Origin of the sequence: Bradyrhizobium sp. Tv2a-2 (genome assembly GCF_000472425.1) — a bacterium.
Classification (GTDB): Bacteria; Pseudomonadota; Alphaproteobacteria; order Rhizobiales; family Xanthobacteraceae; genus Bradyrhizobium.
Genome location: NZ_AXAI01000008.1, coordinates 195,479 through 208,008, shown reverse-complemented (window position 1 = coordinate 208,008; position 12,530 = coordinate 195,479). Strand labels below are relative to the sequence as shown.

Here is a 12,530-nt window from a genome sequence, read left to right as displayed (position 1 = left end):
TCACGCCTCCAGACGAATACACATGCACTTGTAGCCGAGCATATTCCAATAGGCCTGGCCGACCTCGTAGCGATACTGCTCGTCGTCAATGATGATGTCGCGGTCGCGGATCGAGCCGTTGGGAACGGCCATGGCCGGGATGAACACATTCCACGTCGGATTGGAGACGGCGTCCTGCGGCAGCGCGCTGTCGCGCTTGCGCCCCGTGGCGGCGGCTTGAATGCTCGCCGGCACCCCGGTGAAGAGCACGGTCTCTCCTTGCGGATCGGACGAGCTCGTATCGACGGTCATGCCGGAATATCCGGTCAAGCCGATAGTGTCGGCCGCGCCGGATGCGGCGGCCACCGTCTTTGGGCGGTGGATCTCGACCGTGCGCGGATAGAGCCCGCTCACTCGTCGCCTTCTGCGTCAGGGTAGAGCACGCGGATACTCATGTCGGAGAAGGACCGCGCGTAGGTGTTGATGCGCTCGATTTTGGCTGCTGCGGTCTCGCGGGCGCGCGCCTGCACGTGTGCCTCTTCCCTGGTAAGCTTCTTCGTCCTCATGTCAGAACCCGCTCACCATGGCTACGCGCCGGTAATTGTTCAGCACGGCAAAGACCGATGCCGGCATCGGGATTGTCTTGGTGGAGGTGACGGAGCCATCGCCGCCGAAATCAAAGGAGGAGTCGCCGGCCTGCACACGGATCACGTTCGATCCGAACGGCGTCGAGCCCGCCGTCGAATAGACGATCTTCATCCAGTCGAGACAGGCCTGCTCGACGTCAAACGGGATCGGCGAGTAGCCGGAGGTGTAGGTCATCGAGATGTTCTGGAAGCCGTGGCGAAATTCGTAGCCAACCAGAAAGATCGAACGGGCGTCGTTGTAGAATCCCGGCAGCTGCGTGGCGCCCGACCATGCGCCCTGCTGGATCGTCTGGCCGTTCACGGTCAGCGACTGCACGGAGACCAGCGGCAAGTCTGGAACGAAGAAGCGGCGGGTACCCTGCCCGTTGAAGGTGCGCGTGCGCGAGCCTTGCGCGAGCGAATAGCCGAGCCAGTTCTCGATCTGGGTCGATAGGACACTGATCAGGCGGGCGATGTTGCCGTTGTCGTCGTTGGCTGCGCCGAGATAGCCGAGCGCGTTGTCGAGCGTGGTGAGACCTGCCGACGCGAGCTGGCTATTGACCTGGAGCTGCACCGACTCGACGAAGGTCTGGCCAGCCGCGGTCGTGATCGTGTTGGCAAGGGTGTAGAGGATGCCGACATTGCCGGCGGACAGCACGACGGTAGATCCCGTGTTGGTGTGGCTCGACGAGTTGATGGCGAGCGTGCCGGCGGCCGGCGCATCGCCGCCGATGACAGCCCATGTCGATGTCGTGATGGTGTCGCCGGCGAGCTTGACGGTCCAGTCGAGGGGGAAGCTGCGGTCCTCGCCCGGGGTCTTGCCTTCAGTCCATGCGAGCATCAGAGGCAACCATTCGATGAGCTAACGAGACCCCGACAATCGGGGCACGGGCAGATATTGAGCGGATGTTGATGCTGGATGTGCGCCGTACCGACCGGGACCTGCGGCTCCGCGACAACCTTCGCCGTCGCCGGAACCTGTGGGGCGCGAGGGGCGGCCGGAACGACAACTGTGCGTGCGGTCATCTCGACTGCCCCTTTGGGTATGGGTTACTTCGCGGCCTGCTTCTCGACGGCCTTTTCAGCGGTCTTGACCGGCTTGGTGGTCTTGGCCTTGACGGTCTCGCGGAAGACGGCAATCAGCTTCTCGGAGCGCATCGCTCCGTTGACGCCAACGCCGAACAACTCGAGCACGTCGATCAAGTCCTTGCGGGTGACGCCATGGACAGGCGTGGTGTCGGCGATCACGGTATCCGGCGTCCGGAAGCCGTGCGGCAGAAGATGCGGCGCGATGTGGTCGGCGACTTCGACATGACCGTCCTCGCCGACTTCGAACTCGTGACCGTTGTGGGAAAAATGCGTGACGCCATCTGGCGCGACGAGGCGAACCATGATTGGTGCTCCGAAGGAAAAATGCGGGGGATGAGGCGGGGGAGAGAGGGGAGCGCGAACGCTCCCCTCGGTTGGCTATTAGCCGTTCGCGATGTTGTTGATGACAGCAAACGCGGGCGGGAAGTAGCACTGCAGCACGCCGTCGGCGTAGACGCCGCTCTCGTACTTGCGGGAGCGCAGCGGCCATTCGATCTGGTAGTAGTCCTGGCGCATACGCATCTGCAGGACGTTCGCGACACCCGAGACGGGGTACGGCAGCGACCGTGAGGTCATCATGATCGTGCCGGCCGGCATGTTCGGATGGATGCGGATGTCCAGGGTCTTGGCGCCGCCCATGGAGAAGCGATTCAGGTACGAACGCACCATGACGCCACCACCGAGCGAGTCCTGACGGCTGTCGAAGACGAAGCGCTGGGCCGCATTGCTGTTGCCCTGCAGGATCTTCTTCGAGATGTTGAGCGCCTCCTGCGAGTTCACCCAGATGGTGTCGGGCGACAGGCGGTAGTTGTCCCAACGATCCTTCAGAGCCGCGTCGATCTCGGCGATGCCGCCGGAGCCGTCCGAGGTCAGCGGGGTGCCGACGCCGGCGGTGCCGGTGGCGAGCGCGTTGACGTAGGCATTAGAGCCAGACTTGAGGATCTGGGTCAGGATGCCATCGAACACGAGGCTGTTGGTGGAGTTGTCGGCAGCAGGCAGCGAGGTCGCCGTCTGGGTGCCGGTCGCGGTGCCGGTGATCGCAACCGAGTTGATCGAGGTGATCGCACCCAGCAATTCCGAGCCGGCCGCGCCCCAGAACCAAGCATAGCCGCACGCGCCGGCGACCGGGGTCACGGAGGCGGTGATCGAGCCGGCGGTACCGGAAGCGACGGTAGCGGTGCCGCTACCGGACTTGCGGGCCGCGCCGCCACCGAACGTGTCGGACGAGCCGTCAGCGTTGGTGCGGGTAATCGAGGCCTGGATGCCGCCAGCGACCGAGCCGTTGACCATAGCGTCGAACGAGAGCGCGACGCAGATCACCGAATAGGTCGCAGCCGCCAGCGAACCGCCGGTGATCGCGCCGGTCGCAGACGGTGTCGGCGTGGTGCCGAGGTTCATCGAGGTGTTGCCGCCCAGGATCAGCATCTCTTCGCCGATCATGGTGGCCTCGAGGCCGACCTTGGCCGCGATCGCCCGGATGTCGTCGAAGCCACGGCCAGCGTACTCGGCCTCGAAGTCGACGTTGGTTTCCAGACCGAAGCCGCGATAGGCCGCGGTGTAGTCCTGGGTCGAGACGGACTGCACGCCGCCACGGTTGCCGGCCGAGACACCGATGCGCAGAGCGCCGGTGTTGACGCCGGTCACGGCGCGCCAGTTGGCCTGAATACCGCCACGGCCGGAGACGCGGGGCGTTTCATTGCGCAGCGGGGTCAGCACCGGGTACAGGAACTTCGCACCCAGCTCGAGATCGTAGTAGGTCAGACCCGAGGTGGCGGAGCCGGCCTGGCTGAAGGTGCTCTTCCAGAGCTTTTCACCCTCGGGCACGAACTCGTTGGTGGCGAGCGACTTCTGCATGGCCGCAAGGAAGCTTGCGACTTCGGAAGCGATCTGGGCGCGGTCGATCACGCCGGGCTGCGAATAGATCGGCGCCCAGGACTTCTGGAGATCCAGAGGAGTCGCGTCGCCGAACTTGATGTCACGCACGGTGGCGTTCATCTTCGTTCTCCAAAATTGGAATGGATGGATGGGTGGTTGCGCGCGGGATCGCCGTCCCCGGCGGAAAGCGCGTCTTTGGTGCAGCGAGGTGGTCGCAACTCCCATTGGCTCCGTCCCCGGAGCGGGAGCGCGTGACATCGCGCGCGGGCATTTCGCCTCGCTCCCCGTCCCCGGAGAGGTCAGCGAGAATTTCGTTTGGCGCTGGCTCTACGACTTTGAGCTGTCGGAGCGCTTGCGGCGCACGCAAGAGGCTGCGAGCGCAATCAATGTGATGAGGACCATGATCGAGATGGCGTAGTCGATGGCCGCGTCAGACAGCCGGTTGAGCGACAGGCTGAGCCTGCGGCGCACTCGCCTTCGCCAGCGCCTCTTGAGCAGCCTTGACGGCATCGTTGAGGGCATCAAAGGCCTTGATCAGGTCTGGCGATTTCGGCCGATTGTCGATCAGGTTGCCGGTCGCCTGCGCGTCCAGAAGGATGGCAAGGCAGGCCATGGCATGGCCGAGATGATGAACGCCCGAGTCCTTGGCGGTCTCTTCGCCTGCTTCCCAGTAGTCGAGATGACGCTTGGCAGCAGCGAGGTAGATCCGCGCAAGGACGGCATTCTCACGCCAGTTGTACGGGCCGTACTTCCGGGCTCCGTCCATGAATGCGTGAGCGCCATGGGCATGGGCGATGCTGGGGAAGAGGGAAAGATCGACCTTCTTCACCCCGACGAGGTCTTTGGGGTTCTGCCCAAAGACCTGCTTGGAGGCGACCATTACTGGCGGACCTGATGCCGCATCTGGGCAGCGTTGGCACGCTGCCGCAGCTCGTCATCGCTGGCAGGTGCCCCCTCCGGCTGCATGCCCTTCTCCGCGATGCGGAAGTTGCCGCTATAGGGAGCGGCCGCCGGCATGGCGCGGATTGAGAGCATGGTCTTGTTCAACTTCTCGAAGTCGAAGGCGCTCTTTTCGAGCTCGGCGTTGCGCTCCTTGAGCTTGGCGATCTCCGCATCCTTCTCGGCGATCGTGGCGTCCTTGGCGGCAATGTCGGCATCTTTCTTGGCGAGACCATCGACCACGACGGTCTTGATGTCGATGATGGTGGTCTTGAGCGCCTCATTCTCCGCAGCGAGAACGTCCGCCTTGGCGAGGTCGCCAGTCTCGGCGGATTTGTCCATGCCGCCGCAGCAGTCCTTGTCGAGGGCGGTCAGAGCGTCGTGCGCCTGCTTGATCAGCGCCTTGTCGGACGCCGAGTTGCGTGCACCGCGCTTGATCAGCTCGATCAGCTCCAGCGACTTGGTGACGGAGCCGGCAGCCTCGGCCGCCTCCTCCTCGCCGATCGCGGCCAGGATGGTGTCGAGGATGTCGGCCACGACGTCGCCGAGCGCAACCAGCGTGGAGCCGAACCTGTCGGTCAGTTCCTTTGGCAGCGGGGTGCCGTAATCGACCTCGACCATGTCCTCCATGCGCTCGACGCAGGCGAGCATGTGCATCAGCTCGCGCATCGAGTAGAGGTTCGCCCCCTTGGTGAGGTCGCCCTCCGCCACCTTGTGGGTCCAGCCCTCGGGAAGCTTCTCGGTCAGGCCGAGCGCCTTGGCGCGCGCGATGATGTGGCGCTTGGTCTTGGCCTTGTTCTTGGACTCGCCGTAGGCCTTGATGGCGTTCTCGAGGTCGGTCCCGTTCTCGATCGGGTACGAGCCGTCCTTCTCGGCCGCGCCGGACTTTGCGTCCTTCTCGCGCTCCTTTGCGGAGAACTCGCGCTTCTCGACCTCTCCATCGGGCAGAGAGGTCTTCTCGCCAATCGCTGCCTTGATGGCATCGAGCACTGGCGCGGCGGCCGCATCCGCGGCAGCCTTGGCATCGAGATCGACGAGCGCCTTCTGCAGGTCGCCCTTCTTGGTGAAGTGCTGACCAGGCAGGCGATCGGAGATCCAGACCTGGGCCACATCGGATGGCGTGGTCTTGGCGATATCCGCCTCACCAGTCGTGATCACAATGTCGCCGTTACCCTTCATGGTGATCGAGCTGTTGCCGCTGGTGATCTTGACGGCCTCGGCAAGCTTCTCGCCGTCGACTTCAAGGTTGACTGTCACCTCGCCTTCCGCGCCCTTGGCGACTTCCGCCTCGGGAGTGACTTCGGCAGTCGCTTCGGTCTCGGTTGTGGCCGCCGACGTATCCGCCTCGGCCGACTTGGAAAGCTCATCCTCAAGCTGGGCGCGAGCCTCTTCGATGTGGGTGATGAAGTGCTGACCAGAGGCCTTGGCCAGGGCCTCGGCGCGCTCGGCCACCATCTCGTTGGTGATGGTGGGCGCCGCCTTCTCGACCTCTGTGGTCTCCGGGGTGACGGCCTCAGCCTCGGGCTCCGCGGGAGTTGCGAACTTGCGCATCTCTTCGGTACCGTCAGCCTTGACCATGGAGAAGGTGGCGGTCGGAACGCACGGCAGGTCCACGAGCGAGACCTCGGCGGGGCGCGCGGTGTAGCGCTTCAAGCCACCGTCCTGCCAGCGCTTGAGATACTGGCCGCCGATCGAAAATCCGGTGTAAACACCCTCCTCGACCTTCTTCCACTCGTCCTCGTCCACGATCTTGGCTGCGACGTCGATGGCCTTGCGGGTATCGTCGAAGGCAATGTCGGTGAGCTTGCCGGCTGCGATCTTGCCGTGCATAGAGCGCACATTGCCCTTGGACTTGCCATCGGTCGACTTCTCGATGTCACCCGACCACTTCTCGAACTCGGGCTTCGAGGTCGCATAGTCAAAGATCTCGCCGGAGCGGTCGGCAACCTCGGCAACGGCCGTGCCATAGACAATACGCTGCTTGGCATCGACTTTGCACAGCTGCACAAACAAGGAGAGATTTTCCATTTCGCCTTCTCCTGCGCCGCGCTTCGTGACGACGGCCTGGTTGGATTTCATCGTTGTATCGATGGCCTGAGAGATGATGAGCGGCAGCGCTGCCCGCAGGCCAGGGTGCAGCGGCTCTGGTGGTTGATCGAGGGATGCCCAGCGGTGACCGACATGTTCGGCATTGAGCTTGGGTTCGAACTCGCCTTCGAGACGGTGGAAGAAGGTCGTGAACTCGACGTCGGAATTGGCGATCTGGGAGAGCTGGACGCGTTCGTCAGTCTCCTTGATCGTGTAGCCGACTTCTTCCATCGTCTCGCGGATGGCGGCTTGCTCCGCGGTCTCGCCCGCCTCGATCTTGCCGGCCGGGATGCCCCACTCGCCGGCATGGTCGCCACCTTCGGCGCGCTTGACGAAGAGCATCTTGCCATCATCGGTCACGAGCGCGATGCCGGCGGCGCGGATGGCGGCCTTCTCGATCTCACCGCCATCGCACTTCTCGGGCGACAGCGTGATCTTGCCGCCGTAGCGGTAGAACGAACGAGACTGCTTGGCGCCTTCGAGGTCGTATCCCTGCAGACCGCTGGTGGCGGACTCCGGCGCGGCGAAGGTGCTCACGATTCGACGAACTCAGCCGGGTCCGGCTGCGTCGGGTAGTCGGTCGTCGCAGCACCCGGTGTGAAGCCGAGATTGATCAGGTCGTTCACATCAGCCGGATCGACGTTGATGGTCGCGCCTGGATAGATGTTGATGTAGTTCAGGCCAGAGCCAGAGCACTGCAGCGTACCGTACATGCCGGCAGGCACGATCATTTCCATCGAAGCGATCCCCGTTACAATTGATTTCTTCGGAAATACTCGACCACGACGGTGGGCCCGAGCCTGTGATTGGCGACCCGCGTGATGCCGGTGTCGATCAGCTTGCGCTCGATGCGATCGCTGTTTGCGAGCGCGCGCAGCGCGTTGACGATCTCAGTCGCCGTGTAGTCGTAGCGTCTGGCGTGGCGGCGGACGCTGGATGGCGTCCGCCACTGATCGTCGAGCTGGCGCGCGAGCTCTAGGTCGATCATCTTTACGAGACGGAGCCCGCCTCATTGCGCCAGTTGGCGCCGTCCCAGATCACCATGTGAGAGAGCGTGGTGTCCCAGAACTTGACGCCAGGCAGCAGCGGATAGACGCCGACGGCGCTGGTCGGGCGCTGGGTGGTCGGGCCCGAGGGCGCAAGATAGATCCAGCCGTTGGCCTGGAGTCGAACGGCATCGAACTCGCTGACGTCCTGCGCGCCAGCCGCCGGATCGTAGGTGCGGCCGTGAACGGTGATCTTGGAGCCCTTGGCGGGCGGGATCAGGCGGTGGGTGAGAGGCGCGGTCATTTATCCCCCTTGGATGTGCTGTTCGCGCTGGCGGTTTGCTTTCGCCATCGCGTTGATACGAAGGACTTCGGCAAAGGTGACCATCGACACCCGCTTGCCGTCCTTGCTGAGCTTGCGGGCGTTGCGTGCTTCATTGCGACGGGCGCAGCGATATGAGCCCAGCGGGCGAGCCGTCTCGCCGGTCTTGGTGGCGGGCTTCGCTTCGACCTTGGGGCGCCCACTCGACTCGATGCGCTCAACGAGGTCGGCATCGATCGATCGGTTGAGGGTACGGGCGTGGCTCATGCGTCATTTCTCCTTTGGGGACTTGGAGGTCTTGGTGGGGGATGCGGACTTCGGGGTGGCCGGTTTTGCGGGAGCCGCGACCGGTGGAGGCGGAACGGCCTCGGCCAGGGCCTTGGCTTCCGCGACCTTGTTGTCGAGCTGACCGGAGTCGATGTTGACGTAGCCGGTCGCCGTCTTGACCATGAGCTGGTTGGCGGCAGGGTTAGGGTCCTGCTCCTCGCCGATCTTCTCGCGGACCTGATTGATGGTGAGGATGCCGTCTTCGGCATAGCCGCGCAGGATCGTCGACTGCTTCTCCGGGTCGATCTCCTCTTCCTCGGACCAGGCGAACTCGACCTCATCGTCCGGAAACTCGCTGGCGAGGATCTCGTTGAACGTGTCGGCGCACCACTGCTTCAAGGGCTCGATACCCTCCTCCTCCGCCTGCTTCTCGTGCTGCTCGGCGATCGAGCGATTGGAGAGCGAGACGAAGGCGGCCGGCGGATAGGAGAATGCGAAGCAGACGATGCGGACCAGCCACTCGTCGAACTCGCTCTTGAGCGGCGGCTCCTTGAGCGCCTGATACGAGTTCGAGGTGCCGGTCGGGATGAACTTCATGCGGCGCCGCGCGCCGAGATTGCCGGAGAACAGGCTGTCCCAATACTCCTGGAACCGCATGGTCTGATCCGGCGTCCAGTTCTCAGGCAAGCCGAACACGGCGTCGGGCTGGTTGCCCTCCTTGAAGTATTCGAGCTGGGAGACCGAGCGGCGGAATGCGATCGATACGGTCATCATGACCTGTTCGACCGGCGAATAGCCGTAGGCCCTGCCGGGACGACGATTGAGCGGACGATAGACCAGGTCCCAGGTCGTGTAGTTGACCGCGGGCAAGCCCTTCATGATGTGCTGATAGGCCGGCGGCAGCATGGCCTGGTCGGGCACCTCGGTGCCGATCGGCAGCTGGTGCGCGATCGCTGCACCCGGCACGAGCTTGAAGCCGAAGGCCTGATGGTTCTCGAGGTTGACCACCTCGCCGTTCCAGATGAACGGCTCACCGGTCCAGACGACCGGCTTGGGCGTGCGGCCCCAATCATCGATCACGCGCTTGACCTGCGCGCCATCGACCTGCACGAGGCCAATGAGGTCGCCGCCGAGGTTGCGCTCGCAATAGAGCGAGGGGGCGTCAATCACGAGGATGTCCTCGATGACGCCGCGCAGCCAGGTGCGGAAGTCGAGCTCCCGGTCCGGGCGCTTGAAGAAGTCGGTGATATCCTTGATGCGTTTGCGCTTGGCGGCCGGAAGATCGGCGAGCGTCGGACGCTTCTTCTTCAGATCGTCGTGCTTGACGCGGATGGTCCACGGCAGGCGCGTCATCTGATCCTTGCGCCGCTCAATGATCAGGCGGACCGGATCGTAGGTGTCGGCGAGAGAGCGCAGCGCCTGAAAGGACACCTGCTCGTAGGCGCGAGGGTTGGTCGCGAGGTTGTAGCCGGGGACGAAGTCCCACGTGCGGCCAGCCACTTCGGGCGGCGCGATCGGCTGCATTGGCGGCAGCGGACCGAACCAGTCGGCGCCGCCATAGGAGAAATTGACGCCGGGCTGTGCAGGGCGCGCGCCATTGACGGTCAGGTCGTAGCCGAACGGGGCGCCGGGCGTCAGCTGGGTCATGCTGCGCGCGCCATCGCCTCGCGGCGTTGCGACCTTCTCGACGTCGTCGTCAGGAGTATCCACCACCGGCTAAGACCCTCAGCTCCACATGGCGACGACGTTGGTCGCCGTGGTGCCGGTTGCGAGGATGCGGCGGGCCTGGAGCTGGAGAACGGTGCCGACTGGGACCGCCTTGAAGGTCACGGTCTGGGTGTCGAGGATGTCATTGGCCATCAGCACAGTGAGGTCGCCGGCGCCGCCGACGTAGATCGCACTGGTGACGTGGCTGAGGTCGATCGTGTCGCTGGGTGTGACCGCTTCGGCGTGACGGGCCGCGGTGAGCGGCTCGGTGGAGGTTCCCATAAAGGGATCTTTGGCAGACGCGCTCATGAAACATCCCTTTGATGGTTAGGTGGCAGCGCCGAGCCGCTCCCAGCCACGCAGGCCGAAAGCGGCCGCGTCTTCCTTGGAGACGGTGACGATGCGATCCGACGGCACGAGCATGTTCGTGCCGTCGATCAGGTAGAGTGACGAGGTGCCCTCGGGCACAAGGACGCGTTCCTTTGCGCTCTTGCTCGGGGCTGAGATCTCGAAGCCGAACTCCGGCTTCTTCGGCTCGCCCTGCTGCTCGGGAAGCGTGCCGGCGGCCTCGTTGAGGCGGCGGTAGTACTCGATCCAGCTGTTGGCGCCGTCCTGCAACGCGATGTCGGTCACGGCCCAGATCCACGCATCAGCACGGTCGGGCGATTTCGGCCCGCCGTATCCGAGTGAGGTGAAGGCGCAAAGCTGATCCTCGAGATGCTCGAAGCGGCCGACGTGGCGCACGCCGTCACGGTGATAGAGCGTCGAGATCGGCTCGGCACGGACGTGCTTGCCGTTGCCCGGGTTGGCGCGAACGGTCTTCACCGGGACGTTGCCGTCCTTGGCGCGGATCACGGCCTCGACCATGCCGCCGCCGTAGTTGATCTCGGCCAGGATGTGATCGGCGCCGTAGGCGTGATAGGCGGCAACCGCGACCTCGGCCCAGCCGAGCTTCTTGTTGCCGTTCTCGTCTTCGCCTACTCCGATCGGAGGCGCCACCAAGGACAGGTCCGCCCGCAGGTAGACTTTCTGGTCCTTGCCAAGAGAAGCGACGATGATGCCGATCTCGTCGTTGAGCGGCTTCTGCTCGACGTCGGTCTTGTCGCCCTCGATGCCGGCGCCGGACGGGTCGATTGCGACCACCGTCTGGATGTATTCCGGCTCGTCGCCGCCATCGGCGGCGGACCCTGGCCGCGCGCGGCAGGCCTCGATCAGCGCCGCGGTCCACAACGAGTTTGGGTTCTCGTCGATATAGACGCCTTCGTAGAAGCGCTTGCGGTAGTTGCCGGTGGAGTTCTCAAGCTCCGCGACGTACTCGGCGGAGAGGTTTTTGATGTTGTCGGCCGGATTGATGAACATCCGGGCGTAGGAATTGGGATCGGCGATCGCCTTCTTGTCGTCCGGATCGACCTTGTCGCCGAATAGCAGGTTGGTCCAATGCGACTTGCCGACCGGGTTGATGTCGTAGAACATCCGCTGGGTGCAGCCCTCGATCACCTGCGCGAGGCGCGAGCGGACGAGCTTGGCTGCGTACCAGCTGATCTGGCTGCACTCGTTGAGGAAGACGGTGCAGTATTCGGCGCCGAGGATCTTGTCGACGCGGGCGGCGTCATCGAGGCCGCCGATCCAGATCTCGCTCCCGTTGGGGAAGCGGACGATGTTGTGGGGCGCGCGGATGTGCTTGTACTTCACCCCGGGGAAGAACATCGACATCACCTTGGGAAGGGTGTCGAGCCCGACCGAGGCGTCGGCATAGACGGCGCGGTTTCGCAGCACGACATGCCGCGACTTGGGGAAGCGCTGTGCGCGCAGACATATCGCGCGGATGATGGTGGTGGTCTTGCCCGAGCGGGCGCCGCCTACGAGGCAGGTGTGGCGCTGATTGCCAAGGAGTTCGGTTGCGACCACCTGCGCCGGGTTGGGGCCATCCTTGCCCCAGCCCTTGTCCGCCCATGTGGCGATCGGCGGTCCGCCGTTGTCACCGATCTTGGCGGGCGCGCCGATCTCTTGGACTTCGAACTTCGCCGTGCCGCGCGGCGGGGAGCGCCGCCGTCGTTTCTTAGAGTTTTGCATCTGCCGGGGAGAGGATGAAGACGGGGTTGCCGCCTCCAACTTCTCCGGAGTGCTCAACCTTGTTCGGTGCGAACAGGCCGTCGAGCTTGGCCTGCAATTCCATGTTGCGACGGACCTGCTCCTGGGCCTCGACGTCGCCGGCGAAGGCCTTGTCGAGCACGCCGACCATCATCTCCTCGATGCGGACGCGCATCATCTTGCGCAGGTCCTCGAGGGGCTCGGCGACCATGTTGTCCATGGACCATTTGATCAGGCGGTAGGCGTATGAGCCGTCGAAGCCCATCTCCTCGCCGATCTTCTCGAAGGTGTAGCCCATCTTGCGATATTCGAGGGCCTCGGCCGCCTTCTTGCGAAACTCGATCGAGCGTGGGGAGGTCGTTGAGGTCTTGGTGGTGCGCTTTCCTCTGCGCAGCCTGCGATCACGGTCGAGACCTTTCTCGCCGACTTTGGGATCGCCTTTCTTGCGGGGCATTGGGATCACTCAAAAAGAAGAGGTCGCTTCCCTCATCAGGAAGCGACCTCTTGTCAGGTCAGGGAGACTCTGCGTCGGCTGACGCTTAGCTCTTGGGCTTGCTGTTG

At 64.0% G+C, this 12,530-nt stretch carries 15 protein-coding genes; all 15 read right to left on the bottom strand.

Annotated features, from left to right (window positions below; genetic code table 11):
- Positions 1-393 (bottom strand): hypothetical protein, encoded by a 393-nt coding sequence (locus A3AI_RS0118855; RefSeq protein WP_024517067.1) that lies wholly within the window; start codon positions 391-393, stop codon positions 1-3.
- A complete protein-coding gene (locus A3AI_RS47720) occupies positions 390-545 on the bottom strand; it encodes a hypothetical protein (RefSeq protein ID WP_156927849.1) in 156 nt (51 codons plus the stop codon). The genes A3AI_RS0118855 and A3AI_RS47720 overlap by 4 nt, the downstream gene beginning before the upstream one ends.
- 1 nt (position 546) lies before the next feature.
- Complete coding sequence (locus tag A3AI_RS45375; RefSeq protein ID WP_051382442.1) at positions 547-1,446, bottom strand: head-tail connector protein; 900 nt, start codon at positions 1,444-1,446, stop codon at positions 547-549.
- Positions 1,447-1,655: 209 nt separating this feature from the next.
- Positions 1,656-1,997: a hypothetical protein gene (locus A3AI_RS0118840; protein ID WP_024517065.1), complete on the bottom strand. Its 342-nt coding sequence runs from the start codon at positions 1,995-1,997 to the stop codon at positions 1,656-1,658.
- A gap of 78 nt (positions 1,998-2,075) precedes the next feature.
- Positions 2,076-3,689, bottom strand: coding sequence for a hypothetical protein (locus A3AI_RS0118835; protein ID WP_024517064.1), 1,614 nt, complete (start codon positions 3,687-3,689; stop codon positions 2,076-2,078).
- A gap of 310 nt (positions 3,690-3,999) precedes the next feature.
- Entirely contained in the window at positions 4,000-4,449 is a 450-nt protein-coding gene (locus tag A3AI_RS0118825) for a dATP/dGTP diphosphohydrolase domain-containing protein (RefSeq protein ID WP_024517062.1), read from the bottom strand.
- Entirely contained in the window at positions 4,449-7,133 is a 2,685-nt protein-coding gene (locus tag A3AI_RS45370; RefSeq protein WP_051382441.1) for an NUDIX domain-containing protein, read from the bottom strand. The genes A3AI_RS0118825 and A3AI_RS45370 overlap by 1 nt, the downstream gene beginning before the upstream one ends.
- Positions 7,130-7,333, bottom strand: coding sequence for a hypothetical protein (locus tag A3AI_RS0118810; RefSeq protein ID WP_024517061.1), 204 nt, complete (start codon positions 7,331-7,333; stop codon positions 7,130-7,132). Before A3AI_RS0118810 ends, A3AI_RS45370 begins: the two co-directional genes overlap by 4 nt.
- Before the next feature lie 14 nt (positions 7,334-7,347).
- A complete protein-coding gene (locus A3AI_RS0118805) occupies positions 7,348-7,584 on the bottom strand; it encodes a hypothetical protein (protein ID WP_024517060.1) in 237 nt (78 codons plus the stop codon).
- Positions 7,585-7,586: 2 nt separating this feature from the next.
- Entirely contained in the window at positions 7,587-7,886 is a 300-nt protein-coding gene (locus tag A3AI_RS0118800) for a hypothetical protein (RefSeq protein ID WP_024517059.1), read from the bottom strand.
- Complete coding sequence (locus A3AI_RS0118795; RefSeq protein WP_024517058.1) at positions 7,887-8,171, bottom strand: hypothetical protein; 285 nt, start codon at positions 8,169-8,171, stop codon at positions 7,887-7,889.
- A 3-nt stretch (positions 8,172-8,174) separates the two neighbouring features.
- Positions 8,175-9,884, bottom strand: coding sequence for a phage portal protein (locus A3AI_RS0118790; protein WP_024517057.1), 1,710 nt, complete (start codon positions 9,882-9,884; stop codon positions 8,175-8,177).
- A 12-nt stretch (positions 9,885-9,896) separates the two neighbouring features.
- Positions 9,897-10,187, bottom strand: a complete 291-nt coding sequence (locus A3AI_RS0118785; RefSeq protein ID WP_051382440.1) for a spike base protein, RCAP_Rcc01079 family — start codon at positions 10,185-10,187, stop codon at positions 9,897-9,899.
- 18 nt (positions 10,188-10,205) lie between these two features.
- Positions 10,206-11,951 (bottom strand): phage terminase large subunit, encoded by a 1,746-nt coding sequence (locus A3AI_RS43035; protein WP_024517055.1) that lies wholly within the window; start codon positions 11,949-11,951, stop codon positions 10,206-10,208.
- On the bottom strand, positions 11,938-12,423 hold the full coding sequence (locus A3AI_RS0118775; RefSeq protein WP_024517054.1) for a hypothetical protein: 486 nt from the start codon (positions 12,421-12,423) through the stop codon (positions 11,938-11,940). Before A3AI_RS0118775 ends, A3AI_RS43035 begins: the two co-directional genes overlap by 14 nt.
- Positions 12,424-12,530: the final 107 nt, after the last annotated feature.

Coding starts and splice junctions, on each gene's coding strand:
- A3AI_RS47720 (WP_156927849.1), bottom strand. CDS start 545: ATGAGGACGAAGAAGCTTACCAGGGAAGAGGCACACGTGCAGGCGCGC.
- A3AI_RS45375 (WP_051382442.1), bottom strand. CDS start 1,446: ATGCTCGCATGGACTGAAGGCAAGACCCCGGGCGAGGACCGCAGCTTC.
- A3AI_RS0118840 (WP_024517065.1), bottom strand. CDS start 1,997: ATGGTTCGCCTCGTCGCGCCAGATGGCGTCACGCATTTTTCCCACAAC.
- A3AI_RS0118835 (WP_024517064.1), bottom strand. CDS start 3,689: ATGAACGCCACCGTGCGTGACATCAAGTTCGGCGACGCGACTCCTCTG.
- A3AI_RS0118825 (WP_024517062.1), bottom strand. CDS start 4,449: ATGGTCGCCTCCAAGCAGGTCTTTGGGCAGAACCCCAAAGACCTCGTC.
- A3AI_RS0118810 (WP_024517061.1), bottom strand. CDS start 7,333: ATGGAAATGATCGTGCCTGCCGGCATGTACGGTACGCTGCAGTGCTCT.
- A3AI_RS0118805 (WP_024517060.1), bottom strand. CDS start 7,584: ATGATCGACCTAGAGCTCGCGCGCCAGCTCGACGATCAGTGGCGGACG.
- A3AI_RS0118800 (WP_024517059.1), bottom strand. CDS start 7,886: ATGACCGCGCCTCTCACCCACCGCCTGATCCCGCCCGCCAAGGGCTCC.
- A3AI_RS0118795 (WP_024517058.1), bottom strand. CDS start 8,171: ATGAGCCACGCCCGTACCCTCAACCGATCGATCGATGCCGACCTCGTT.
- A3AI_RS0118785 (WP_051382440.1), bottom strand. CDS start 10,187: ATGAGCGCGTCTGCCAAAGATCCCTTTATGGGAACCTCCACCGAGCCG.
- A3AI_RS43035 (WP_024517055.1), bottom strand. CDS start 11,951: ATGCAAAACTCTAAGAAACGACGGCGGCGCTCCCCGCCGCGCGGCACG.
- A3AI_RS0118775 (WP_024517054.1), bottom strand. CDS start 12,423: ATGCCCCGCAAGAAAGGCGATCCCAAAGTCGGCGAGAAAGGTCTCGAC.